Here is a 24,748-nt window from a genome sequence, read left to right on the forward strand (position 1 = left end):
TTAGTGCAGCATCAGTGTGCGTTCACCCTTGCACTTGCCGGCACGTGCCGGTGGGCTGCACAGGCCGCACACATACTGGCGGGGGTTCTCATACAGCTCGGTGACGAACTTGCCACCGCAACCGCTGCACTGCGTCATGTTCAGCATGTTCGCATCGACAAACTTCACCAGGCGCCAGGCGCGGGTAAAGGACAGCAGCGGGTCGATCTCGGCGGCCAGGATCTGCTCGCTGTACAAGCGGTAGGCCTTGGTCAACGTGTCGATCGAGTCCAGGTCCACGCTCTTGGACAAATATTCGTAGATGTTGAGAAACAGCGACGAATGGATGTTTTCTTGCCACGACAAAAACCAGTCGGTGGAGAACGGCAATTGGCCTTTGCTTGGCGACTTGCCCGACACTTCCTTGTACAGGCGCAGCAGGCGCTCGTAGGACAGGTCGGTCTCCGACTCCAGCACCTGCATGCGTGCGCCCATGCGGATCAGCATCGCGGCACGTTCAATTTGCTGGGAATCCTGCAGCACGCTCTTGACGGGTTTGGTTGCCATGGTGCGCTCCTTACAGGACTTCGGCCACGCGGCCAGCCATCAGGATGTTGGCGTGCAAGATGTTGGTGGCCGAGTTGCCCACCTTCTTGATGTCGTGGTTGGTCAACAAGCTCCACACCAGGCTGTCTTCCACGCGGAAGTGGCACAGCAGCATATTGCCCGAGGCCAGTTTCAAAATTTGTGCTGCCGACAATGCGCCGAGGATGTCGGCTGCTTCTTCATTGATGCCCAAGCGGAACAAGGCCTCGGCCTTGTCCTGCCGAATCAGGCTTTGCGCCAGCATGAGGTACGTCAGATTGGCCTCGCGGATTTCGGCAATGATCTGTTCGCTGTTCATGGTGATGTCCTTTGGGGCTGACCCCGTTCAAGCCCAGTTCAGGCCGCATATTGCTTGTCGCAAATTGCTTCTTCCCGATCCGTTGAAATGGATTGTGAATACCCCCCAATCAAAAATTAAGTCGGGGTAGAGCCATCCCGCATGTCAGGCTTTCAAGGGCGCGTGTAAGGTTTTTTCTTACACGCTTGTCAGCCCGCTCAGGGCAGTTCCGCGACCGGGTCCCGCCCCATCAGAGCGGAGACCACGTCAGCCGGGCGCATACGTCCGTCCAGCAAGGCCACCACGCCCTCGGTAATCGGCATATCCACACCCAGGGCCTGGGCGCGTTGCAGCACCGTGCGGGCGCTGTACACGCCCTCGGCCACGTGGCCCAAAGAAGCCACTGCCTGCTCCAGACTGTGGCCCTGGGCCAACAGCAAACCCACTTGGCGGTTGCGGCTAAGGTCTCCTGTAGCGGTGAGTACCAGATCGCCCAGGCCGGACAAACCCATAAAGGTCTCGGCCTTGGCACCCAAGGCCAAGCCCAGGCGCGTCATCTCGGCCAGGCCCCGTGTGACCAGGGCGGCCCGCGCATTCAGGCCCAGGTGCAGGCCATCACACAAGCCGGTGGCAATCGCCAGCACGTTCTTCACCGCGCCGCCAACCTCCACACCGGCCACATCGTCGCTGGCGTATACGCGCAGCGCCGGGCTATGGAATGCCGTCACCAAGGCATCGCGCACGTGGGCCTGGTGGCTGGCAGCCACCAGCGCCGTGGGCTGGCCCCGCGCCACTTCCTGGGCAAAGCTGGGGCCGCTCAGAACGCCGTAGCCGGCGTCCTGCCATTGCGGATTTTTTGCTATTAATTCAGTAGCTACCTGCGCACGTATTTCGTGCGCTAGCAGCCCAAAAGACTTGGAACCCGGTGGCTCGAAACCCTTGCACAGCCAGGCGACCGGCGCAGCGCACGCGGCCACCAAGCCCAGCATGGAACGCAGGCCCGACATGGGCGTGCCGACGATCACCAGGTCGTGCCCGGCAAGCAGGCTGGCCAGGTCTTCTACGGTGGAGGAGCAGAGTTGCAACGCATCCGGAAAGCGAATGCCCGGCAGATACCGGGCATTGCAGCGATCGGCCTGCATGGCTGTCGCCTGTTGCGGATCGCGCGCCCACAGCGTGACGGCGTGGTGCGCAGACGGGTTTTGGGCGGCGCTGATGGCCAGCGCCGTACCCCACGCACCCGCGCCCAGCACGACAATTTTCATGGCAGGCTGGGCTATGGGCTTACTGCAGCGTGGCAGTGGGCGCTTCAGCCGAAGCGGCAGCTGCGTTGGCTTGCTGCTGTTCGTACATAGCCTGGAAGTTGATTTCCGCCAGATGCACTTGCGGGAAGCCCGCGCGCTGCACCAGGTCGGCCACGTTGCCGCGCAGGTAGGGGTAGACGATTTGCGGGCAGGCAATACCGATGATCGGGCCCATCTGCTCTTGCGACATATTGCGGATTTCAAAAATACCGGCTTGCTTAGCTTCCACCAGGAACACGGTTTTTTCAGCAATCTTGGTTTGTACGGTGGCGGTCACCGCCACTTCAAAAATGCCGTCGGCCACAGGGTTGGCTTCCACACCGAGTTGGATTTCCACCGAAGGCTGGGCCGGGTCCAGCAGTATGCCGGGGGAATTGGGCTGCTCCAGCGAAGCCTCTTTCAGGTAAACGCGCTGGATTTGGAATACGGGATCTTGTTGCTCGGACATGTAATTCTTTCAATTCGAATCAAAAACAAAGCCCGCCAAAACAGCTCGGCGGGCTAAAAAGCAGACGGATTATTGCCGATCGGGATGACGCTTCACGCCGCGTTCAGCAAGGGCAGCAAACCACCCCGGCCATCCAGCGCCACCAGGTCATCACAACCACCCACATGGGTATCACCGATAAAGATTTGCGGCACGGTGCGGCGGCCGGTGATTTCCATCATGGTCGCCCGCGCATCCGGCAGTTGGTCTATGCGGATCTCGTCAATCGACTCCACACCCTTGCTCTTAAGGATTTGCTTGGCGCGTATGCAATACGGGCAAACAGCGGTGGTGTACATCTTCACAACTTGCATGGGCAGTTACTTTCGGCAAAAACACAAAACTTTATTTAAGGCCGTATCAGGACTTTTCAATCGGCAGATTGGCTTCTTTCCAGGCCTTCAGGCCGCCGCTGAGCACTTCGGCCTGCTCGTAGCCCAGCTTTTTGGCCACAGCCAAGGCGCGGTTGGCACGCGCGCCTGTGGCGCATACCAGGATCAAGGGCAGGCTCTTGTTCTTCACCGTGCTGGTGAGCTTGTCTTCCAGCTGGGCCAAAGGAACGTTCTTGGCACCACCCACATGGCCGACAGCGAACTCTTCGGCTTCGCTCACGTCCACCACCACGGCTTTTTCGCGGTTGATGCGCTGCACAGCACCGTTGGCCGTCAGGGTTCCAGCTTTGGCGCCATTGGCCAGGACCGGCCACAACAAGCCCGCACCGGAGGCCACCGCCACCGCTATCAACATCCAGTTATCCAGTAAAAACTTCACTTTGCACCTTTATTTGGGGTTAACCGGGACTTGCCCGAACCGGCGATTTTAGAATGGCGGGGTAGCGCTCGCTTGGGACGCTATTTAAATTCAACCTGCCTACACGCCACATGTACAAACTCGTTCTGATCCGCCACGGCGAATCCACCTGGAATCTTGAAAACCGCTTCACGGGCTGGACCGATGTGCCCCTGACCGAAACCGGCATCGAGCAAGCCAAGCAATCCGGCCGCCTGCTAAAGGCCGATGGCTACGAGTTCGACGTGGCCTACACCAGCGTGCTCAAGCGCGCCACCCACACCCTGTGGCACTGCCTGGACCAGATGGACCGCACCTGGCTACCCGTGGTGCACAGCTGGCGCCTGAACGAACGCCACTACGGCGCACTGCAAGGCCTGAACAAGGCCGAAACCGCCAAGCAGTACGGCGATGACCAGGTGCTGGTCTGGCGCCGCAGCTACGACACGCCGCCACCGGCCCTGGAAGCCACCGATCCACGCAGCGAGCGCGGCGACATCCGCTACGCCAAACAGTCACCTGAGCAAATCCCGCTGACCGAGTGCCTGAAAGATACGGTCGCCCGCGTGCTACCCTTCTGGAACGAATCCATGGCCCCAGCCATCAAGGCGGGCAAACGCGTGGTACTGGCCGCGCATGGCAACTCCATCCGTGCGCTGATCAAGTACCTGGACAACATCTCCGACGACGATATCGTGGGCCTGAACATCCCCAACGGCATCCCCCTGGTGTACGAACTGGACGCCGACCTGAAACCCATTCGCCACTACTACCTGGGCGATGCCGAAGCTGCAGCCAAGGCAGCGGCTGCAGTTGCCGCCCAAGGCCAAAAGAAATAGGCTTCAAAAAGGTTTACATGGAACGTATCCGTACAAACGGATATCAACGTGTATATTGACAGCGACTTGAAAGATGCTTATGGGCCAGAAACTCAAAATTACCGGCTGGGTTGCCGCCGGTGCTATCGCCGGGGCCTTAACCACGGTCTCGCTGCAAACTGTTGCGCGGGGCGCGATGGCGCCACTGCCGCTGGAAGAGCTGCAACAACTGGCTGCGGTCTTCGGCATGGTCAAAACAGACTATGTGGAGCCGGTGGACGAGAAAAAGCTGATCAGCGATGCCATCTCCGGCATGGTTGCCAGCCTGGACCCCCATTCGCAGTACTTTGACAAAAAGTCTTTCAAGGAATTCCGCGAAGGCACAACCGGCCGCTTTGTCGGTGTGGGCATCGAAATCACCCAGGAAGACGGCTTGGTCAAGGTGGTTTCACCCATCGAAGGCTCCCCGGCCTTCCGTGCCGGCCTGAAGCCCAATGACCTGATCACCAAGATCGACGACACGGCGGTCAAAGGCCTGGCATTGAACGAAGCCGTCAAGCGCATGCGCGGTGAGCCCAATACCAAGGTCAGCTTGACGATCTTCCGCAAGGATGAAAACCGCAGCTTCCCGGTCACCATCACCCGCGAAGAAATCCGCACCCAATCGGTACGTGCCAAGGTGGTCGAGCCCGGCTATGCCTGGATCCGCCTAAGCCAGTTCCAAGACCGTACGGTAGAAGACTTCGCCCGCAAGATCGAAGACATCTACAAACAGGAACCCAAGCTCAAGGGCCTGGTACTGGATTTGCGCAACGACCCCGGTGGCCTGCTGGATGCCGCGGTCGCCGTGTCGGCCGCCTTCTTGCCTGAAAACGTGACCGTGGTGTCCACCAACGGCCAGTTGGCAGACAGCAAGTTCACCTACAAGGCCTCGCCCGAGTTTTACCAGCGCCGTGGCACCGACCCCCTCGCCCACCTGCCCGCAGCCCTGAAGACCGTGCCGCTGGTGGTGCTGGTAAACGAAGGCTCGGCTTCGGCCAGCGAAATCGTGGCCGGCGCCCTGCAGGACTACAAGCGCGGCACCCTGATGGGCAGCCAGACCTTTGGCAAAGGCTCGGTGCAAACCGTGCGCCCCCTGGGACCGGACACCGGCCTGAAGCTGACTACCGCGCGCTACTACACACCTAGCGGCAAATCCATCCAGGCCAAAGGCATCGTGCCGGACGTGATGGTGGACGACTCCGAAGAAGGCAGCCCCTACGCGGCTCTGCGCATGCGCGAAGCCGATTTGGACAAGCACCTGAACAGCGGTCAAGGTGAAGAGAAGAAAGACGAAACCCGTGAAAAAGCCCGCGAGGAAGCCCGCAAGCGACTGGAAGCCGAGGCACTCAAGCCGATTCCCGAGCGCAAGCCAGCTCCCGAGTTCGGCAGCGACAAGGACTTCCAGCTGATCCAGGCCATCAATCAGCTGAAAGGCCGGCCAGTGCTGGTCAGCAAGACACAAACAGAACGCGCAGAAGAGAAAAAAGAGAATTAAGCGCCTTTGCCCCTACACAATGCCCCGGCTTACGGGGCATTTTTCTTTGTCCACGACAATTGCCGCATGAACGACGAGCAACTTCTACGCTATTCACGCCACATCCTACTGGACGACATCGGGATTGAAGGCCAGGAGCGCCTGCTGGCGTCCCGGGCGCTGGTGATTGGCGCGGGCGGACTGGGCTCACCCGTTGCCCTCTACCTGGCGACTGCGGGCGTGGGCCAGATCAGTCTGGTGGACCACGACACGGTAGACCTGACCAATCTGCAGCGGCAAATCGCCCATACGCTCGAGCGTGTCGGCAGCGCCAAGGTGGACTCGGCCCGCCAGTCCATGGAAGCCATCAATCCTGAAATCCAGATCAACCCCATCCAGGCCCGTGCCGATGCCGAGCTGCTGGACCGCCTGGTGGCAGATGCGGATGTGGTGGTGGACTGCTGCGACAACTTTGCCACCCGGCACGCCATCAACGCAGCCTGCGTGCGCCACGGCAAACCACTGGTGTCAGGCGCCGCCATCCGCATGGACGGACAAATCAGCGTATTCGACCCACGCTCGCCGCTATCGCCTTGCTATGCCTGTGTCTTCCCACCCAGTGAGGATTTCGAGGAAACCCGGTGCGCAGTCATGGGTGTGCTGGCACCACTGGTCGGCATCGTTGGTGCCATGCAGGCCACCGAGGCCATCAAACTGCTGAGCGGCGCAGGCAGCTCCCTGGCCGGTCGGCTGCAAATGCTGGATGCCCGCAGCATGGCCTGGAATGAAATTCGCATTCCCCGTGACCCAGGCTGCAGCGTCTGCGGTCAGCGGCATACATCCTGACCCGTATACTCCTATTTTCATAGCTAGAAGCCCAGGCAATATATGCGGAGAGCGCTAAAAAAGTTCCACATCTTCGCCCCACATTGCCAATGAATACTGCGGCACGACTACAGCGTTGGTTTCCCTTCCTGGCCTGGCCCCGACCTGATCGCAGCACGCTGGTGGGCGAACTCTGGGCGGGCTTGACCGTAGGCATGATGCTCATCCCCCAGGGCGTCGCCTATGCCGCGCTGGCAGGTATGCCGCTGGTCACCGGCATTTACGCCTCCATGCTGCCGGCTTTGGTTGCCGTGCTGTGGAGTTCATCGACCCGCTTGTCCGTAGGTCCTACGGCCCTGAGTGCACTGCTGGTGGGCAGCGCGCTGCTAGGCATGGCCGAGCCGGGCAGCGCCCAATGGGTGAAATTGGCCGTCTGGCTGGCTCTGCTATGCGGCCTTCTGCAAGTATTGCTAGGTCTGGGACGCTTTGGTTGGCTGCTGAACCTGGTCAGCGCACCGGTCTTGACAGGTTTCACCCAGGCTGCAGCCGTACTGATTCTGCTGTCTCAATTGCCTGCGTTGTTGGGCATGCGCGGCTCTCTGTCCAGCTTGTTGCAACAGCCCGCGATGGACCTGCAGGCTGCAGCCTTTGGCCTCGGTGCCTGGGCAGTTCTAGCCATGGGCAAGCGCTGGCTGCCCAAGTTTCCCACCTTGATGCTGCTGGTCGTCGCCAGTGCTGCGCTGAGTGCCCAGCTGGGTTTTGCCGACCATGGCGGCGCGGTCGTTGGCCACCTGCCCGCAGGCCTGCCCTCCTTGCAATGGCCCGCCATGCTGGGCTGGTCCGAGCTGGGCAGTCTGACCCTCCCTACTCTGGTGCTGACGTTGATAAGTTTTCTGGAAACCGCCTCTAGCGCCAAGGTGGACAGCCAGCGCAGCGGCAAGCGCTGGAACGAGAACCAGGATTTGATCGGCCAGGGTATGGCCAAAATCGCATCGGGCCTGTGCGGTGCGTTTCCCACCAGCTCCTCGTTTTCGCGCTCGGCCATCAACCTCTATGCCGGCGCCAAGACCGGCTGGGCAACGATTTTCTCGGTACTCCTGGTGCTGCTGGTGCTGTTGTGGCTAACACCCTTGCTCTACCACGTGCCCCAGGCCGTGTTGGCAGCCGTGGTGGTGGCCGCCGTGTCCAGCCTGCTGCAGCCGGCTGAACTGCGCCGCATTTGGCGCGCAGCACCGGTGGAAGCCCTGACCTGCGCCACCACCTTTGTGCTGACCCTGACAACCGCGCCCCGGCTGTACTGGGGTGTGCTGGCCGGGCTGCTGATAGGCTTGTCCCATTTTCTGTACCACCGGCTGCACCCTCGCATCATCGAGATCGGGCTGCACCCGGATGGCAGCCTGCGGGATCGCCACTTGTGGCAACTACCGATGCTGGCACCCGATACCTATGCACTGCGCATGGATGCCGAGCTCGACTTCGCGTCCGCCAGTGCGTTGGAGCGCACGCTGATGGAACATCTGGCGCAACATCCCGGAACACGCCAGGTCTGCCTGTTTGCACAACCCATCAACCGCATCGATGCCACAGGCGTGGAAACCTTTGGCAAGCTGCGCCAGTCCCTGGCGCAACGAGGCATCACCTTGCACATAAGCGGAATGAAATTACCGGTCGAACAAGTTTTACGTCGTGCCGGAGAGCTCCCCCCTGTAACATCCACACCGGAGCTGTTACAACTACACCGCACCGACCAAGATGCGCTCATCGCTTTGCAAAAGGAGCTGCAAGACTTCGTGATCTGACACCGGGTAGCACCGCAATCAAGGGCTGCTTGCACAAGTACCGCTTTTTATGACCTTACTGTTAAACTTTCTGCACTACTGATTGGTACTTTTGTGTCTGCACCGGCAACCTCACTTTCCATCGATTTGCACGGTTTGCATCTGGAGCCGGCCTGCGCCCTGCTCCAGATAGAGCTGCCTGCACCCGATGTGGCCGACCCCACAGCGTACCTGCAAAATATCCTGGACAGCTTGTGCGATCTATCCCTGCGCGACCCGCTCACAGGCCTGTCCAACCGCCGCCACTTTAATGCCGTGCTGGCCTCCGAGGTGGACCGTGTGGCGCGCTCAGGCGAAGAAGCTCTGCTGTTGATGATTGACATTGACCATTTCAAAAAGGTGAACGATACCTATGGCCACGCCGCTGGCGATGAAGTCCTGCGGGTGATTGCCAAGACCTTGCAGACCTGTGTGCGCCCCATGGACACGCTGGCACGCTTTGGCGGTGAAGAGTTCGTGGTCATATTGCCATCTTGCCAACCAAGCTTTGGCCACGTAGTGGCCGAACGCATACGCAGGGCTGTGGAAAATACCGTGATACCAATCTCCCCCGGACTCGATCTGAAGGTTACGATCAGCATCGGTGGCGCATTTGCACTGCAATGGATACGGTCTACCAGCGAACTCTGGACGGAGCGGGCGGACCAGCAACTTTATTTAGCCAAAACTACCGGGCGTAACCGCCTATGCCTGGAGCCCCCACCGGAAAGCAATGTCAGCGCGGAAGAAAAAAATCTGTTGTTTGGTCACCTGTCTGCCATCGAGCCGGCATGGGTTGAAATGTCGTCTAGCGCCACCTCTGATGGCGCTACACAAAGGTAAGCCGTGAGTAACAACAATACAACAACCTCGACCACTCCGGCGGGCGCCGGCGCCAAGGTATTGGCCATCACCAGTGGAAAAGGCGGTGTAGGGAAAACCTTTGTCTCGGCCAATCTGGCTGCAGCATTGGCCAAGCGCGGCCACCGCGTGCTGGTGCTGGATGCAGATCTGGGCTTGGCCAATCTGGATGTGGTGCTGAACCTGCACCCCAAGATCACGCTGCATGACGTGTTTACCGGCAAGGCGACGCTGGACGAGGCCATCATCAAGGCACCAGGCGGCTTCTCGGTACTGCTGGCCGGCTCAGGCATGGTGGAGTATTCACGCCTGACGCCAGAGGTCCGCGACGAATTCCTGCAGGTAGTGCGCAGCCTGGTGCCGCGTTATGACGTGCTGCTGCTGGACACCGGCGCAGGCATCTCGGATGTGGTGCTGTTCTCGGTCTCCCTGGCGTCCGAAGTACTGGTGGTGGCCACTCCCGAACCCACGTCGCTTACCGACGCATATGCAGCCATCAAGGTGCTGGCCACCCAGCAAAAGCGCCAGCATGTGCGCATGATCATCAACCAGACGGCGCGTGCCGGCGATGGCCGAGCCATCACCACCCAGCTGCAGCAGGTGCTGGACCGCTTTGTAACCACCGGCACCGGTCGCTCGGTACGCTTGATCCACGTAGGCGACATTCCCGCCGACCTGGCGGTGCGTGAAGCCGTGATGCGACGCCAGCTGCTGCTGGTCAACACGCCGGGTTGCCCCGCTGCGCTGGCGATGTCCGAATTGGCACGCAAGCTTGATGAAACGGTGATCAGCCCCACGGAATTCAGCAAGGCTTGAGCACGCAGCGTCTCAGGCCGTGATGATCCACCCCTCCAGCGGGTCCATGTCAATGGGCAAGCCGTAGCGGGCAACACCTGCTGCATGCTGCTCAGCGGCCCACCCGGCCTGCAGCATGCACAGCACGGCATCCAGGGCATCGCCACTGGCATCGTCCACCAGGCTTTTGCGCTGGTCGGCATTGATACCCAAACGCAACCCCAGACCTACCGCACCATGGGCGCCCTGCCCCGATTCCAGAGCCTGCACCAGGTCTTGGCGCGCCTGCAGACGCTCTGGCGTTTGCTTGGCTTTGTCATCGCTTTTATAACTGCGCCGTCCAACGCCAAGGGCACCCGGCTGCCAGCCGTCCAGCACCCGGCGCGCCAGCAAACCGGGGTAGGCCTCCAAGGCCGCGCGCCGGGGGTCACCAGAATACAGACCTGGGAAATCCACCCCTGCATCCAGCAACAAGGGAACGCCCGTATGCAACATATAGGCAACCGGTGGGTTCACCCACTTCATTGACGGACTGGAGCCAGCCGCAAAATCACAGCCGCGGTGGGCGAACTTACTGCCTGCCGGGCGGGCATCGCAAAAAGCCGCAAACTGCGACCGGACCTGGGCCCGGTCCAGGCCGGAAAAATGGCGTATGCAGTCCAGCCAGCGCAGCGGCCAACCCAGGGTTTCAACCAGCTCGCGGGGCAGGCCAAAGGGTAAATCGAATGCACCGACCCAGGCCTGGGGCTGGGCCAGTACGGCGGCAAAATCAGACAGGGAAGATAAACGCTCCAGCCGGGTCAACACCACGCATCCATCTGCATGGTGGCCCCAGGCCAGCACAATATTTTTATGCCGGGTCGGACTACTGGAAAAGTCACAGCCCAGCAGCGCAGGAGAGCCCATGCCCCAAGCTGCAGCAAGTACTAGAAGACGTCTAGACGCGGCCCACAATCGATGCGGTGGCCATCAGCTCTTCCAGCAGGGCCAACGAGACTTTGCCCGACACGGAATACGGGTCCAGCTCTGGCTTTTCTGCGTATTTCAAGAGAATGGACTGGTTCAACCGCTGGATATTCACCTGGCCCATGGTCCAGCCACCAAAGCGGCGCTCGGAAATCTCTTCAAAATGCAGCAGCGCCACGTCTTTGTGCCGCGCATCACGCTGGATATGGCCGTACAGCTCATTGACCGGCATGCGCCCGCCTTCAATGGCCTGCAGGAAGATACCGCCGCCATAGCAAAGAATGCCGGTGATGCCGCAGGTCGGGTTGTATTGACGCGACTGCGCAAGGATGGCCTCAATCGCAGCAGGGCTGGTATCCAGGGCGCGGCTGGCGTAGAGCAAGCGTACAAGCATGGTGTTAGCCCTTTCTGGGGAGGAGAGACAGGAATTCACGGCGCAGGCTGGAGTCCTTCAGGAAAGCACCGCGCATGACCGAGTTGATCATCTTACTGTCCACATCTTTCACGCCGCGCCAGCCCATGCAGAAATGGCTGGCCTCCATCACGATGGCCAGGCCGTCCGGCTGGGTCTTCTCCTGGATCAGGTCGGCCAGTTGCACCACCGCTTCTTCCTGGATCTGGGGGCGGCCCATGATCCACTCGGCCAGGCGCGCATATTTCGACAAACCGATCACATTGGTGTGCTCGTTGGGCAGCACGCCGATCCAGATCTGGCCCATGACTGGGCACAGATGGTGCGAGCAGGCGCTGCGCACGGTGATCGGGCCGACGATCATCAGCTCGTTTAAATGCTCGGCGTTGGGGAATTCGGTGATGGTGGGGGCCGCCACATAACGACCCTTGAATACCTCTTTCAGGTACATCTTTGCCACACGACGGGCAGTGTTCTCGGTATTGTGGTCGTGTTCGGTATCGATCACCATGCTATTCAGCACACCCTGCATTTGCACGGTGACCTCATCCAGCAAGGCATCCAACTCACCCGGCTGGATGAACTCGGAAATATTGTCGTTGGCGTTGAAACGCTTGCGCGCGGCCTTTAGCCGTTCGCGAATTTTCACGGATACAGGTGTGCCTTCCCCGTCTCGGGCATCAGCCAGCGCAGTGGGATTCATAGCATCAGGTGTTTTCATTAACATACAAGAATGGTAGCAGGGCAGGCAATAGCGCCGCGCGAAGGCACTGCAAAGCCCTTTTCAAAGTCGCCCCATCGGGGCCTGCTGCGAGCACAGCATAATCAGCCCCTTTTTCGAAACGCTGGCTCCCACAAAAAGAAACTATGGACAACATCGACCTACTCAACACACGTGAAAACTGGTACGCGGCCTTCTTTGCAGGAGACACCGACTTCATGGCCAGTGTGGAGGCCGACTCCTTCTGCGTGGTGCATGCGTCCGGAGTGCAATCCAAATGGGAACAATTGCACGGTATCTCCCGTGCGGTGCAGGCTGACCGTTGGTTTCCCAGCAATGCCTGCAAGCAGGATGCCAGCCTGTCGCTGCAAAACCATGGGGAATTCGTCGTGGTATCCGGCCAAAGCCATACGCTGATCGACGAAGAACGTCTGGGTAGCGTGTACTTCAGCGAACTCTGGCGCAAGCAGGCGCAGGACTGGCAAGTCATGCACCTGCACTACACGCCGGTGGAATAAGCTGGCAGCCAGCTCCTCCACCGATTGCTGTACTGAACTACTGGGTTGAGGCGCCCGATTCGAACCACTGTTTAATCATTGCGCGCTCGGCATCGGTGATGCCGGTGGCGTTGTTCATCGGCATGATTTTCGTCACCACCGCCTGTTGGTACACCGCCTGTGCGTGCTGCTGCAGGGCGGCCGGTGAGTCCAGACGCACATTCTTCATCTGCACCTGGGGGCCGTGGCACATATAGCAGCGCTGCGCCAGCACGGGCTGTATCTTTTCATAAGTAAATGTAGCTACAGCGCTTGTATTACCTGCGGGAGCAGCTACGGAACTTATAGCATCCACGGGTGCAGGCCGCATCCACGCAATCGCCCCCACGATCACCGCCAGGCCGACCAGGGCATACGCTATGGGATGGCGGTTGCGGCCCAGCAGATAGCCGTGGCGCATCACGAAGAACTGGCGGATGGCCGCGCCCGCGAACATCATCAGCACCAGCACCAGCCAGTTCTGTGGGTGGCTGTAGGTAAAGCTGTAGTGGTTGCTCAGCATGGCAAACAGCACCGGCAACGTGAAATAAGTGTTGTGCACGCTGCGTTGCTTGCCACGCTGGCCGTGGATCGGGTCCACCGGCTGGCCGGCCTTGATGGCCGCCACCACGGTGCGCTGGCCGGGGATGATCCAGAAGAACACATTCGCGCTCATGGTGGTGGCAATCATCGCGCCCACCAGCAGAAAGGCCGCCCGCCCGGCAAACCAATGGCAGGCCAACCAGGCCGCCACGCAGACCAACACCGCCACCAGCGCACCAACGATAGCGTCGCCATGCTTGCGCTTGCCAAACAGCTGGCAGATGCTGTCATAGAACATCCAAAACACCACCAGGAACGATAGCGCGACACCGATCGCCGCGCCAGGCGACCAGTTCATCAGCGACTTGTCGATCAGGTAGGTACTGGCATTCCACAGATAGGACACGGTGAACAGCGAAAAGCCGGTCAGCCAGGTGGAATAACTTTCCCAGTAAAACCAGTGCAGATGCTTGGGCAGGTGCGGCGGCGCCCCGGCGAACTTCACCGGATGGTAGAAACCGCCGCCGTGCACGGCCCACAGCTCGCCACTGACGCCCTGTTTTTTAAGGTCTTCATCGACCGGCGGCGTCAGGCTGCTGTCGAGAAACACAAAGTAAAAGGAAGAGCCAATCCAGGCGATGGCGGTGATGACGTGGACCCAGCGCAGCAGCAGGTTGGCCCAGTCGAGGTAATAACTTTCCATATGCACTCTCACACTTGACGGCACCCGCACGGGGCGCCAGTAGTTTCTCTGCCTACCACTGCGGGCACTGTAGGCAAAAAGAGATCGCGAACAAAAGCTGTGAGAGAAAGCCTTGCACCGCTGCGACCTGAACCTGTGATTCTATGGAGTAATGCTTTGCAACAACTGTGCCGCAACCGCAACCGCGATCACCTCAGGCTCCTTACCCGCAATGCCCGGCACACCGATCGGGCAGGTCACCCGGGCCAGTTCGGCCTCGCTAAAACCACGGGCCTGCAGCCGCTGGCGAAAGCTGGCCCATTTGGTACGACTGCCGATCAGGCCGATAAAAGGCAGGTCACCTTGGCTGCGCTGGCGCTGCAGGCAAGCCGCCACGATATCCAGGTCTTCGGCATGGCTGAAGCTCATGATCAGCACCTGGCTGCCAGGTCGCAGGTCGGGCACGGCTTTTTGCACCGGGTCGGAGTGTTCACAATGCACATGGGCCGGCAGATCGGCAGGGAAAATGCCGTCGCGGCTATCTATCCAGCTCAGCTGGAATGGCAGGCGAGACAACACCTGTACCAAGGCATGGCCCACATGGCCGCCGCCAAACAAGGCCACCGGCCGGAGCGGTTGGGCGCACTGCTGACGCAGACGCGGTGCATCCGCCGCCGTAATGGACTCAAAACGAAGGTAAACCACGCCACCACAGCACTGGCCCAGGCTGGGGCCCAGGGGGTAGCGCAAAGTCTTTGCGGCAACATCGCCGGCCTGCAAGCGCGCCCGGGCTTCAGCGATGGCCTGGAACTCCAGATTGCCACCACCGATCGTACCCACCAGATGGTCGGCAAACACCGCCATCCAGGTCCCGGACTCACGGGGCACCGAGCCTTGGGTAGACTCTACATAGATAAGCACCGCAGCCTTGGACTGCAAGTGGTGGAGTAAAACGTCAATATGTATCACAGCAAGCAATCCGGCCAAGAGTGCAGTATGCACGGCTGAACGCGCTGCCCCAAGCCTTCAAAATAATGAAAAAACAACTCAAATACCTGCGTTTGAAACTAGCCGGCCTGTCCGCAGCCGCCGCGGCCTTGGTCGCGGGTTGCAACTCCACGCCAGCTCCGCAGCCAGCCGGTACGCCAACCCCGCCGTCGCCCCCCAACACCGCTGCGCCCAGCAGCCCTCGCCCGGCCCAGCCTGCGCCGCCCAAGATATCCGTTGCCACCAACCCGCGCGACTACCGGCGCGATGCCGCCCGCCACCTGTATGACCGCAATGCGGAACGCATCTTCCAAGGCAAGTTGCAAGCCAATCTGTACGCGATCGGCGTGCTGGAAGTGCACCTGGACCGCAACGGCATGGTGACCGGCCTGCACTGGATGCGTGCGCCGAGACATGCCCCAGAGGTGATTGACGAGATCGAGCGCACCGTGCGCGCTGCCGCCCCCTTCCCTCCTCCCTCCCGCATGGGCAAGGTCACCTACACCGATACCTGGCTGTGGGACAAGAGCGGCCAGTTCCAACTGGACACGCTGACCGAAGGCCAGCTCTAAGTTCACTACAAAAAATATAGCTGTCAGCGCAGGTAAATCCTGCGCCAGCGGCCTATTTCCCTTAAGAACCTATCAGCTCCCCCGGTAGGTCGAATAGCTCCAGGGGCTGACCAGCAGCGGCACGTGGTAGTGCTGCGTCGTGTCGGCCACGCCGAAATCCAGGCTCACCTTGTTCAAAAACTGCGGCTCCGGCAACGCCACGCCGCGCGCCGCAAAATAGGCCGCCACATCAAACACCAGCCGATAGGTGCCTACCTGCAGTGCGTTGTTGTCAAACAGCGGCGCATTCGTGCGGCCGTCGTGGTTCAGCACATGGCGCTGCAGCAAGGTGCTGCTGTCGCCCTGGGTGGCATACAAATCCACCGCCATGCCGGCGGCCGGACAGCCGTGCATGGTGTCCAAAACGTGTGTGCTCAGTCCCATAGGTATCTCCACATAAACGGTTTCAAAACGTAAAACAGATGTGTATACAGTTCAGTAATTCCGCTATTATGGATGCATGGAAGCAAGCACCACCAACACCCATACGATCGTCGAAGCGCTGACCAAGGCCATTGTGGAGCACCGGCTGCACCCAGGTACCAAGCTGGCCGAGCAGAAGCTGGCCGACCATTTCGGCGTCTCGCGCACCCTGGTAAGGCAAGCCCTGTTCCAGCTATCGCAAAACGGCCTGATCCGCCTGGAGCCGGCCCGTGGCGCCTTCGTAGCCGCGCCTTCGGTGGCAGAGGCACGCCAGGTATTTGCCGTGCGCCGCATGCTGGAGGCGGAAATCACCCGCTCCCTGGCCCGCAGCATGACGCCAGCCAAACTCAAGGTCTTGACCGACCATTCGGCCCTGGAGAAATCCGCCCTCAAAACCCAGGACAACAGCAACCGCGCCGAGCTGCTGGGCGACTTCCACATCCGCATGACCGAGCTGCTGGGCAACGATGTGCTGGTGCAAATGATGGTGGAACTGCTGTCTCGCTGCTCGCTGATCACCCTGATGTACCAGCCCGACAGCGCAGCCGAACACTCCAGCGAAGAACACGACGCATTGATACAAGCACTCGCCGCACAGGACGAAGACCTGGCCGTGCGCCTGATGGACGAACACCTGCAACACGTGGAGGCCAGTCTGGCCTTCGACCGCAAAATTCCCAGTAACGACATCGCAATGGCACTGGCCTGACTTGTGCTTGAGGAGCCCTATGACCGAGACATCCGCCCCCCACCCCCACTATCCCCGTGACCTCGTCGGCTATGGCCGCAAGGTACCCCACGCGCAGTGGCCCAACCAGGCCAAGATCGCTGTGCAGTTTGTTTTGAACTACGAAGAAGGCGGCGAAAACAATGTGCTGCATGGCGACGCCGCATCGGAGACATTTCTGTCCGAGCTGATCACTGCCCAGCCCTTCCCAGACCGCCACATGACCATCGAGTCCATGTACGAGTACGGTTCACGCGTAGGTGCCTGGCGCATCCTGCGCGAGTTTGAAAAACGCGGCTTGCCGCTGACCATATTCGGTGTCTCCATGGCGCTGGAACGCCACCCCGAGCTGACCCAGGCCTTCATCGACCTGGGCCATGAAATCGCCTGCCACGGCTGGCGCTGGATCCACTACCAAAACCTGCCCGAAGCCACCGAGCGCGAGCACATGGCTGTGGGCACGGAAATCATCCGCAAGCTAACCGGCGGCCAGTGGCCCCAAGGCTGGTACACCGGCCGCGACAGCCCCAACACCCGCCGCCTGCTGGCCGACCAGGGCGGCTTCAGCTACGACAGTGACTACTACGGCGACGACCTGCCCTTCTGGATGCCCACCACCAAGGGCGACGGCACAATAGAGCCGCGCCTGGTCGTGCCCTACTCGCTGGACACCAACGACATGCGCTGCGTGCAGGTGCAAGGCTTCAACACAGGTGACCACTTTCTGCAGTACCTGAAGGACAGCTTCGACGTGCTGTACGCCGAGGGCGATGAAGCCCCGAAGATGATGAGCATTGGCATGCACTGCCGCGTGCTCGGACGGCCTGGCCGCTTCGGCGCACTGCAGAAATTCCTGGACTACGTGCAAAGCCATGAGCGCGTGTGGATCTGCCGGCGCATCGATATAGCGCGCCACTGGCACGAAACCCACCCTTTCAAAGGCTGAGCCTCGCATGGCACTGACGCTAGATTTCCTCAACACGGCTCCGCTGGCGACCGTGTTGCAGCAGTTGCCTGGCCTGTACGAACACTCGCCCTGGATCGCCGAGCAGGCGCTACAGCAGCGCCCGTTCCGCTCTCTCGCACAATTTAAATACGCCATGGTGCAGGTGCTGGCCGCGGCCGGCAAGCAGGCCCAGCTGGACCTGATACGCGCCCACCCGGACTTGGCAGGCAAGGCCATGGAGGCCAACAGCCTGACGGCCGAGTCCACCCACGAGCAAAACCAGGCCGGCCTGACCCGCTGCACGCCCGAAGAGCTGGCCCTGCTGCAGCAGCTCAACGCCAACTACCGTGCGCACAACGGCTTCCCTTTCATCCTGGCCGTGCGCGGCCCGCGCGGCACCGGCCTGAGCAAGCAAGAAATCATCGACACCTTCCAGCGCCGCCTGCGCAACTCGGCAGACTTTGAACAGGCCGAAGCACTGCGCAACATCCACCGCATCGTGGAAATCCGGCTGGACGACGCCTTTGGCAGCGCGCCCTTGCTGGGCAATCTGGTCTGGGACTGGCAGGAAGCACTCAGCATCCACACCGACCCTGGCTACGCCGAAAAGGGCCAGCTCACCGTCACCTACCTGACCGACGCGCACCGCGCCTGCGCCCAGCAGATCGTGGACACCATGCGCGACTGCGGATTTGACGAAGTGTCTATCGATGCCGTGGGCAATGTGGTGGGCCGCTACCACGCTGCTACGCCAGATGCCAAGACCTTGCTCACCGGCAGCCACTTTGATACGGTGCGCAACGGCGGCAAATACGACGGCCGCCTGGGCATTTACGTGCCCCTGGCCTGTGTGCGCGAACTGGCGCGCCAAGGCAAGCGACTGCCCTTCCACCTGGAGGTGGTTGGCTTCGCAGAAGAAGAAGGCCAGCGCTACAAAGCCACCTTCCTGGGTTCGGGCGCACTGATTGGCGACTTCAACCCCAGCTGGCTGGACCAGACCGACGTCGACGGCATCAGCATGCGCTCCGCCATGCAGCATGCAGGCTTGCGGATAGAAGACATCCCGGCCCTGCAACGCCAGGCCGCCAATTACCTAGGCTTTGTCGAGGTCCATATAGAACAGGGCCCGGTGCTCAACGAGCTGGATATTCCGCTGGGCATCGTCACCTCCATCAACGGCAGCGTGCGCTATACCGGCGAGGTTCAGGGCGTGGCCTGCCATGCAGGCACTACCCCGATGGACCGGCGCCGCGACGCCGCCACCGCCGTGGCCGAGCTGGCGCTGTTTGTGGAGCAACGTGCCGCGCGCGATGGTGACTCGGTCGGCACCGTGGGCATGCTGCAGGTGCCCAACGGCTCCATCAACGTGGTGCCTGGCCTGTGCCAGTTCAGCCTGGACCTGCGCGCGCCGAACAATGCGCAGCGCGACGCCCTGGCTGACGACGTAGTGGCCGCACTGCAAACCATCTGCGAACGCCGCAGCCTGCGCTACACGCTGGTCGAGGCCATGCGCGCCGCCGCCGCCCCCAGCGCACCAGCCTGGCAGAAGCGCTGGGAAGGTGCGGTGGACGGCCTGGGCGTACCCCTGTACCGCATGCCCAGTGGCGCCGGCCACGACGCCATGAAGCTCCATGAAATCATGCCCCAGGCCATGCTCTTCGTACGCGGCCAGAACTCCGGCATCAGCCACAACCCGCTGGAAAGCAGCACCAACAACGATATGCAGCTGGCAGTGGATGCCTTCTCCCAGCTTTTGACCCAACTCGCAAACGAATCCCCATGACAGATTACGCCCGCCTAGACGACTGGATTGACAACCATTTCGACGCCGAAGTCCAATTCCTGCAAGCCCTGATCCAGGTCTCCACCGACACTCCGCCCGGTAACAACGCACCGCACGCCGAGCGCACGGCCGAGCTGCTGCAGGCCTTTGGCTTTGAAGCAGAGAAACATGCCGTGCCCGCCGCCGAGGTACAGGCCGCCGGCATGCAGTCCATCACAAATCTGGTGGTCCGCCGCGCCTACGGCCCGGGCAAAACCATTGCCTTGAATGCCCACGGCGACGTGGTGCCACCTGGCGACGGTTGGACACATGACCCGTATGGTGCTGAAATCGCTGACGGCAAGATGTACGGTCGAGCCACGGCCGTCAGCAAAGGCGACTTCGCCAGCTTCACCTTCGCGGTGCGGGCGCTGGAATCCCTGGGCCTGCCGCTCAAGGGTGCTGTCGAGCTGCACTTCACCTACGACGAGGAATTCGGCGGCGAACTCGGCCCGGGCTGGCTGCTAAAAAACAAAATCACCCGGCCCGACCTGATGATTGCCGCTGGCTTCTCTTACCAGGTCGTCACAGCCCACAACGGCTGCCTGCAAATGGAAGTCACAGTGCACGGCAAGATGGCCCACGCCGCCATCCCCACCAGCGGCGTAGACGCGCTGCAGGGCGCAGTCCACATCCTGAACGCCCTGTACGCGCAAAACACGCTGTACCAGCAAGTCACATCCCAGGTTGAAGGCATCACCCACCCCTACCTGAATGTGGGCGTGATCGAAGGCGGCACCAATACCAATGTGGTGCCTGGCAAGGTCACGTTCAAACTCGATCGCCGTGTGATTCCCGAAGAGAACCCGGTCGAAGTCGAAGCCAACATCCGCAAAATCATTGCAGACGCGGCCGCCAGCCAACCCGGCGTCACGGTGGACATCAAGCGCCTGCTGCTGGCCCACTCCATGCAGCCCCTGCCCGGCAATGCGCCGCTGGTCGAGGCCATACAGAAGCACGGCTTGGAAGTGTTTGGCGAGGCCATTCCGGCCATGGGCACACCGCTGTACACCGACGTGCGGCTGTATGCGGAGGCCGGCATCCCTGGCGTGATCTACGGCGCCGGCCCGCGCACCGTGCTGGAATCGCACGCCAAGCGTGCCGACGAAAGGCTGGACCTGGAAGACCTGCGCCGCGCCACCAAGGTGATTGCGCGCACGCTACGCGACTTGCTGGCGTAGTCACTCACTGCATAAAAAAGGCCCTGAACCGCATTGCGCGATTCAGGGCCTTTTCTCGTCAAAGCGCGGGCAGCCGCGCGGTGGATCAAACGATCAGAAGCTCTGCGAGTACTGCAGGCCCATGACCCAACCACTGTCCTTGTAGGTGCCGTTCAAAGCCCCCCGACCAGCAGCGGCCTGGTTGTTCTGGATCTGTGCGTCCTTCAAGTACAGATAGGCCAAACCGAAGTCCAGCGTGGAGGCTTGCGAGAGCTTCCACTGCGCACCGGTAGAGAGCCAGATGCGGTTATTGTCCGGCAACGAGGCCAGGCGCGTGGTGGCGCCCTTCACTGGAGTCTGGTCATAGGCTACGCCGTACTTGAACTTCCAGGCATCGTTGTACTTGTAGTTGGCGCCCACGGCCACACGCCAGGTGTCGCGGAACTCGGTGTCCAGGGTCTGCGCCACGGTACCTGCAGCTGCGCCCGAAGTGCGCACGATGTCGATCTTGGGAATGCTGCTCCAGCCGGTCCAGGACAGGTCACCCAGCAACTCCCAGCTCGGGTTGAGCTGGTGCGTCACGCTGGCGATGAAGGTGTCAGGCAAAGTCACGCTGGCCTTGACGTTGGCGCCAATCGCTGCGTTCACTGCGGCCGACGGGCTGCCACCCGTCAGTGAGCCAGTGAGGTCGTACTTGATCTTGGAGCGATACGACACACCAACCTTGGTTGCTGGTGCGAGCTTGATAAGCGCACCCACGTTCCAGCCCCAGGCATTGTCGTCAATACTCAGTGCCAGCGGCGTGGCGCCTGGCAGGCCTGGCGGTACGGTTGGCACCACCGCAAGTTGGCGCGAGTAGTCTGCCGTAAGGCGCTGCCAGTTCAGACCAAAGCCCCACGAAACCACGTCGTTGGCCTTCCAGGCAATCGATGGGTTGATGTTGTAGGTCTTGACATCGAACTGATTCGATTGCGCGCTGCCGGTCCAGGGCGCTTCATAGTCTGTCTTGGAGCCAAACGGCGCGCCGAAGCCGATACCGGCGTACAACCCGTCCTGCAGCTTCCACGACAGGTAGCCGTTAGGTACCACACCCCAGTTTCCGGCGTCGCCGCCTGAGCCTGCGGTGGCCAGCGTGCCGACCGAAGAGCCCTGGTTCTGGAACTTGAAGCCGGGCTTGATAGCGGTCGCGCCAATCGAAAACTCGCGGTCTTTGAGCTCGGTCATACCGGCCGGATTGAAGTAGATGGTGCTGGCGTTCTCGGCCACCGCCGCAGAGCCGGCAAAGGCATTGCCAATGCCGCTGGCATTTTGCTCCAGCAGTTGAAAGCCCGACGCGCCGGCGCTACCTGCAAAGAGCGCGGCGATGAGCGCCGATAGATGTTTGAGATCGTGGTTTTTCATCGTGTCTCCAAGTTTGTTAACAAATGTGTCTGGTTTATGTCCGCGACATAACACTGTACCAACGAAGATGTCCAACAAAGCGTCTATAAGGGCTGTCAATGTCACCTGCGGAACAGCACCAGAGCATGAAACCGGGCTGCACGTGGATCTGTAGACTGAAGTACACCCCAAGTGCATCGACGAACGGCCGAACCTGGAAGACCTGCGCCACGCTACCAAGATCATGGCCCGCACGCTGACGGACCAGCTTGCATTAATCGCATAACGCCATACATCCTTCGCATAACTTTTCACGACGTAAGTAGGCTCCACAATGTTTATCGCCTGTGGCTTGCGTTAGGCTTACCTTTCATAAAAATTCTTCGAGGACACACTCAATGGCCAAAGAAATTTCCCCTGCCGAAATGGCTCTGCGCGACGCCGCACGGGAATACCACAGCACCCCCAGCAAGGGCAAGATTTCCGTCACCCCGACCAAGCCGCTGTCCAACCAGCGCGACCTATCGCTGGCCTACTCGCCAGGTGTGGCCTACCCCTGTCTGGACATTGAACGTGACCCCTCCCTGGCCGCCGAATACACCTCGCGCGGCAACCTGGTCGGCGTGATCACCAATGGCACGGCTGTGCTGGGCCTGGGCAATATCGGCCCGCTGGCCTCCAAGCCAGTGATGGAAGGCAAGGGCTGCCTGTTCAAGAAGTTCGCCGGCATCGACGTGTTCGACATCGAACTGGCCGAGAACGACCCCGACAAGCTGGTGGACATCATCGCCGCCATGGAGCCCACGCTGGGTGGCATCAACCTCGAAGACATCAAGGCGCCAGAGTGCTTCTACATCGAGCAAAAACTGCGCGAGCGCATGAACATCCCGGTGTTCCACGACGACCAGCACGGCACTGCCATCATCTCCTCCGCCGCCCTGCTGAACGGCCTGGAACTGGTCGGCAAGAAAATTGAAGACGTGAAGGTGGCCGTGTCCGGCGCCGGCGCAGCTGCCATTGCCTGCCTGGACGTGATGGTCGGCCTGGGCGTGCAGCGCAAGAACGTGTTTGTGTGCGACTCCAAGGGTGTGATCTACCACGGCCGCGCGGGCGGCTTCGACGCCTCCAAGGAACGCTACGCCCAAGACACCTCGGCCCGTACGCTGGCCGATGCGGTCAATGAAGCCGACGTATTCCTGGGTTGCTCCGCCGCCGGCGTGCTGACGGCCGAGATGGTCAAGACCATGGCCGCCAAGCCCATCATCCTGGCGCTGGCCAACCCCGAACCCGAGATCCGTCCCGAGCTGGCCAAAGCCGTGCGCCCGGACTGCATCATCGCCACCGGCCGCTCCGACTACCCGAACCAGGTCAACAACGTCCTGTGCTTCCCCTACATCTTCCGTGGCGCGCTGGACTGCGGTGCCACCAAGATCACCGAAGCCATGAAGCTGGCCTGCGTGCGCCAGATCGCCGACCTGGCAAAGGCCGACATCAGCGAAGAAGTGGCCGCCGCCTACGCTGGCAAGGAACTGGTGTTCGGCAGCGACTACCTGATCCCCACCCCCTTCGATTCGCGCCTGATCCTGCGCATCGCCCCCGCCGTGGCCAAGGCCGCGGAAGAGTCCGGTGTGGCCACCCGCCCCATCAAGGACATGGAGGCCTACCGCCAAAGCCTGTCGCGCTTCGTCTACCAAACCGGTATGTTCATGCGCCCGGTGTTCAGTGCCGCCAAGGCCGTGCCCGCCAACGCCAAGCGCGTTGCCTATGCCGAAGGTGAAGACGAACGCACGCTGCGCGCCGCCCAGTTGGCCGTGGACGAGAACCTGGCCCACCCCATCCTGATCGGCCGCCCCGCCGTGATCGAGGCCCGCATCCTCAAGGCCGGCCTGCGCATCCGCATCGGCACCGACGTGGAAGTGGTGAACCCCGAAGACGACTCCCGCTTCCGCCAGTACTGGGAAACCTACCACCGCCTGATGGGCCGCCGTGGCGTGTCGCAAGACGTGGCCAAGGCCGCCGTGCGCCGCTCCAACACCACCATCGCCGCACTGATGGTGCGCCTGGGCGATGCCGACGCCATGCTGTGCGGCTTGCTGGGCCGCTACGAAGGCCATCTGCAACACGTGCGCGACATCATCGGCCTAAAGAAAGGCGCCTCCGGCTTTGCCGCGCTCAACGCGCTAATGCTGGAAAAGCACACCTTGTTCATCACCGACGCCTTTGTGAATGAAGATCCGACTGCCGAACAACTGGCCAGCATCGCCGTCATGGCTGCCGACGAAGTCAGCCGCTTCGGCCTGCCACCCAAGGTGGCCTTCCTGTCGCACTCCAACTACGGCTCGTCGGACCGCCCATCGGCCCGCAAGATGCGCGCGGCCCACGAGCTGTTCAAGGCCATGGCGCCCGACATCGAATCCGATGGCGAACTACAAGGCGATGCGGCCCTGTCGCAACCCATGCGCGAAGCCTCGCTGATGGACGCCGAGACCAATCTGCACGGCGAAGCCAATCTGCTGGTCTGCCCCAACCTGGACGCGGCCAACATCTTGTTCAACGTGCTGAAGATGACCGGCGGCCAGGGCGTGACCGTGGGCCCGATCCTGCTGGGTGCGGCTGCTTCTGCACACATTCTGACCCCATCGGCCACCGTGCGCCGTGTGGTCAACATGACTGCGCTGGCCGTGGCCAACGCCGCTACCGTGCACAAATAAGTACCAGCCCCCTCGGGCAACTGAGGGCCACAAAGAACGCACCTGCA

26 protein-coding genes are annotated in these 24,748 nt (G+C 61.1%); 13 read left to right on the forward strand and 13 right to left on the reverse strand.

Annotated elements, in window-relative coordinates; all coding sequences use genetic code 11:
* The 6 genes from flhC to AC07R0_RS18875 all read right to left on the reverse strand — a co-directional run bounded on the left by flhC (window position 1) and on the right by AC07R0_RS18875 (window position 3,424).
* On the reverse strand, window positions 1-546 hold the full coding sequence (flhC, locus tag AC07R0_RS18850) for a flagellar transcriptional regulator FlhC (RefSeq protein ID WP_490593026.1): 546 nt from the start codon (window positions 544-546) through the stop codon (window positions 1-3).
* 10 nt (window positions 547-556) lie between these two features.
* Complete coding sequence (gene flhD / locus AC07R0_RS18855) at window positions 557-883, reverse strand: flagellar transcriptional regulator FlhD (RefSeq protein ID WP_490593027.1); 327 nt, start codon at window positions 881-883, stop codon at window positions 557-559.
* A gap of 197 nt (window positions 884-1,080) precedes the next feature.
* On the reverse strand, window positions 1,081-2,127 hold the full coding sequence (locus AC07R0_RS18860; protein ID WP_495105979.1) for an NAD(P)H-dependent glycerol-3-phosphate dehydrogenase: 1,047 nt from the start codon (window positions 2,125-2,127) through the stop codon (window positions 1,081-1,083).
* A 19-nt stretch (window positions 2,128-2,146) separates the two neighbouring features.
* On the reverse strand, window positions 2,147-2,614 hold the full coding sequence (gene secB / locus AC07R0_RS18865) for a protein-export chaperone SecB (RefSeq protein WP_495074562.1): 468 nt from the start codon (window positions 2,612-2,614) through the stop codon (window positions 2,147-2,149).
* A gap of 92 nt (window positions 2,615-2,706) precedes the next feature.
* Complete coding sequence (gene grxC, locus AC07R0_RS18870) at window positions 2,707-2,967, reverse strand: glutaredoxin 3 (RefSeq protein WP_495074563.1); 261 nt, start codon at window positions 2,965-2,967, stop codon at window positions 2,707-2,709.
* A 46-nt stretch (window positions 2,968-3,013) separates the two neighbouring features.
* Window positions 3,014-3,424, reverse strand: a complete 411-nt coding sequence (locus tag AC07R0_RS18875; protein ID WP_495105980.1) for a rhodanese-like domain-containing protein — start codon at window positions 3,422-3,424, stop codon at window positions 3,014-3,016.
* Window positions 3,425-3,534: 110 nt separating this feature from the next.
* Here AC07R0_RS18875 and gpmA point away from each other — a divergent pair, with 110 nt between their 5' ends.
* The 6 genes from gpmA (at window position 3,535) to AC07R0_RS18905 (ending at window position 10,095) form a co-directional block, all read left to right on the forward strand.
* Window positions 3,535-4,281 carry a 2,3-diphosphoglycerate-dependent phosphoglycerate mutase gene (gene gpmA, locus AC07R0_RS18880; protein WP_495074565.1) on the forward strand — a complete coding sequence of 249 codons (747 nt, stop codon included), beginning with the start codon at window positions 3,535-3,537 and terminating at the stop codon, window positions 4,279-4,281.
* Window positions 4,282-4,360: 79 nt separating this feature from the next.
* The gene (locus AC07R0_RS18885) at window positions 4,361-5,797 is read left to right on the forward strand and encodes a S41 family peptidase (protein ID WP_495105981.1); all 1,437 of its coding nucleotides are present in this window, start codon (window positions 4,361-4,363) and stop codon (window positions 5,795-5,797) included.
* Between the two features lie 66 nt (window positions 5,798-5,863).
* A complete protein-coding gene (locus AC07R0_RS18890; protein WP_495105982.1) occupies window positions 5,864-6,622 on the forward strand; it encodes a HesA/MoeB/ThiF family protein in 759 nt (252 codons plus the stop codon).
* An 89-nt stretch (window positions 6,623-6,711) separates the two neighbouring features.
* The gene (locus AC07R0_RS18895; protein WP_495105983.1) at window positions 6,712-8,400 is read left to right on the forward strand and encodes a SulP family inorganic anion transporter; all 1,689 of its coding nucleotides are present in this window, start codon (window positions 6,712-6,714) and stop codon (window positions 8,398-8,400) included.
* Between the two features lie 93 nt (window positions 8,401-8,493).
* On the forward strand, window positions 8,494-9,261 hold the full coding sequence (locus AC07R0_RS18900) for a GGDEF domain-containing protein (RefSeq protein WP_495074569.1): 768 nt from the start codon (window positions 8,494-8,496) through the stop codon (window positions 9,259-9,261).
* A gap of 3 nt (window positions 9,262-9,264) precedes the next feature.
* Complete coding sequence (locus AC07R0_RS18905) at window positions 9,265-10,095, forward strand: MinD/ParA family protein (protein ID WP_495074570.1); 831 nt, start codon at window positions 9,265-9,267, stop codon at window positions 10,093-10,095.
* A gap of 12 nt (window positions 10,096-10,107) precedes the next feature.
* On the opposite strand, the gene AC07R0_RS18910 is transcribed toward AC07R0_RS18905, so the two are convergent.
* Genes AC07R0_RS18910 through folE form a run of 3 tightly spaced genes read right to left on the reverse strand, consistent with a single transcriptional unit; the run spans window position 10,108 to window position 12,179 of the window.
* Window positions 10,108-10,980 (reverse strand): DUF429 domain-containing protein, encoded by an 873-nt coding sequence (locus AC07R0_RS18910; RefSeq protein WP_495105984.1) that lies wholly within the window; start codon window positions 10,978-10,980, stop codon window positions 10,108-10,110.
* Between the two features lie 31 nt (window positions 10,981-11,011).
* Window positions 11,012-11,434 (reverse strand): BLUF domain-containing protein, encoded by a 423-nt coding sequence (locus AC07R0_RS18915; protein ID WP_490593039.1) that lies wholly within the window; start codon window positions 11,432-11,434, stop codon window positions 11,012-11,014.
* Between the two features lie 4 nt (window positions 11,435-11,438).
* A complete protein-coding gene (gene folE, locus AC07R0_RS18920) occupies window positions 11,439-12,179 on the reverse strand; it encodes a GTP cyclohydrolase I (RefSeq protein ID WP_495074572.1) in 741 nt (246 codons plus the stop codon).
* A gap of 140 nt (window positions 12,180-12,319) precedes the next feature.
* Between folE and AC07R0_RS18925 the strand changes: the two genes are divergently transcribed.
* The gene (locus AC07R0_RS18925; RefSeq protein WP_495074573.1) at window positions 12,320-12,691 is read left to right on the forward strand and encodes a nuclear transport factor 2 family protein; all 372 of its coding nucleotides are present in this window, start codon (window positions 12,320-12,322) and stop codon (window positions 12,689-12,691) included.
* Between the two features lie 37 nt (window positions 12,692-12,728).
* Here AC07R0_RS18925 and AC07R0_RS18930 read toward each other — a convergent pair whose 3' ends face one another.
* Together AC07R0_RS18930 and xdhC are read right to left on the reverse strand one after the other, a co-directional pair.
* A complete protein-coding gene (locus AC07R0_RS18930; RefSeq protein WP_495105985.1) occupies window positions 12,729-13,955 on the reverse strand; it encodes a urate hydroxylase PuuD in 1,227 nt (408 codons plus the stop codon).
* A gap of 141 nt (window positions 13,956-14,096) precedes the next feature.
* Window positions 14,097-14,903, reverse strand: a complete 807-nt coding sequence (xdhC, locus tag AC07R0_RS18935; protein WP_495105986.1) for a xanthine dehydrogenase accessory protein XdhC — start codon at window positions 14,901-14,903, stop codon at window positions 14,097-14,099.
* A gap of 65 nt (window positions 14,904-14,968) precedes the next feature.
* Between xdhC and AC07R0_RS18940 the strand changes: the two genes are divergently transcribed.
* Window positions 14,969-15,493, forward strand: coding sequence for a hypothetical protein (locus AC07R0_RS18940; RefSeq protein ID WP_495105987.1), 525 nt, complete (start codon window positions 14,969-14,971; stop codon window positions 15,491-15,493).
* 72 nt (window positions 15,494-15,565) lie between these two features.
* Here AC07R0_RS18940 and uraH read toward each other — a convergent pair whose 3' ends face one another.
* Window positions 15,566-15,916 carry a hydroxyisourate hydrolase gene (gene uraH, locus AC07R0_RS18945; protein ID WP_495105988.1) on the reverse strand — a complete coding sequence of 117 codons (351 nt, stop codon included), beginning with the start codon at window positions 15,914-15,916 and terminating at the stop codon, window positions 15,566-15,568.
* 76 nt (window positions 15,917-15,992) lie between these two features.
* On the opposite strand from uraH, the gene AC07R0_RS18950 reads away from it, so the two are divergent.
* From AC07R0_RS18950 to AC07R0_RS18965, 4 genes are read left to right on the forward strand one after another with little or no spacing between them, the layout of a single operon-like run.
* The gene (locus AC07R0_RS18950) at window positions 15,993-16,664 is read left to right on the forward strand and encodes a GntR family transcriptional regulator (protein ID WP_495074578.1); all 672 of its coding nucleotides are present in this window, start codon (window positions 15,993-15,995) and stop codon (window positions 16,662-16,664) included.
* Window positions 16,665-16,683: 19 nt separating this feature from the next.
* Window positions 16,684-17,628 (forward strand): allantoinase PuuE, encoded by a 945-nt coding sequence (gene puuE, locus AC07R0_RS18955; protein ID WP_495105989.1) that lies wholly within the window; start codon window positions 16,684-16,686, stop codon window positions 17,626-17,628.
* A gap of 7 nt (window positions 17,629-17,635) precedes the next feature.
* Window positions 17,636-19,411, forward strand: coding sequence for a 2-oxo-4-hydroxy-4-carboxy-5-ureidoimidazoline decarboxylase (gene uraD / locus AC07R0_RS18960; RefSeq protein WP_495105990.1), 1,776 nt, complete (start codon window positions 17,636-17,638; stop codon window positions 19,409-19,411).
* On the forward strand, window positions 19,408-20,631 hold the full coding sequence (locus AC07R0_RS18965) for a M20 family metallopeptidase (protein ID WP_495105991.1): 1,224 nt from the start codon (window positions 19,408-19,410) through the stop codon (window positions 20,629-20,631). The genes uraD and AC07R0_RS18965 overlap by 4 nt, the downstream gene beginning before the upstream one ends.
* 93 nt (window positions 20,632-20,724) lie before the next feature.
* Here the strand turns inward: AC07R0_RS18965 and AC07R0_RS18970 are convergent, their stop codons facing one another.
* Window positions 20,725-22,011 (reverse strand): OmpP1/FadL family transporter, encoded by a 1,287-nt coding sequence (locus AC07R0_RS18970; protein ID WP_495105992.1) that lies wholly within the window; start codon window positions 22,009-22,011, stop codon window positions 20,725-20,727.
* 377 nt (window positions 22,012-22,388) lie between these two features.
* On the opposite strand from AC07R0_RS18970, the gene AC07R0_RS18975 reads away from it, so the two are divergent.
* Window positions 22,389-24,701, forward strand: a complete 2,313-nt coding sequence (locus AC07R0_RS18975) for an NADP-dependent malic enzyme (RefSeq protein ID WP_495074583.1) — start codon at window positions 22,389-22,391, stop codon at window positions 24,699-24,701.
* Window positions 24,702-24,748 lie beyond the last annotated feature (47 nt).

This window comes from Rhodoferax sp. GW821-FHT07F03 (assembly GCF_059418745.1).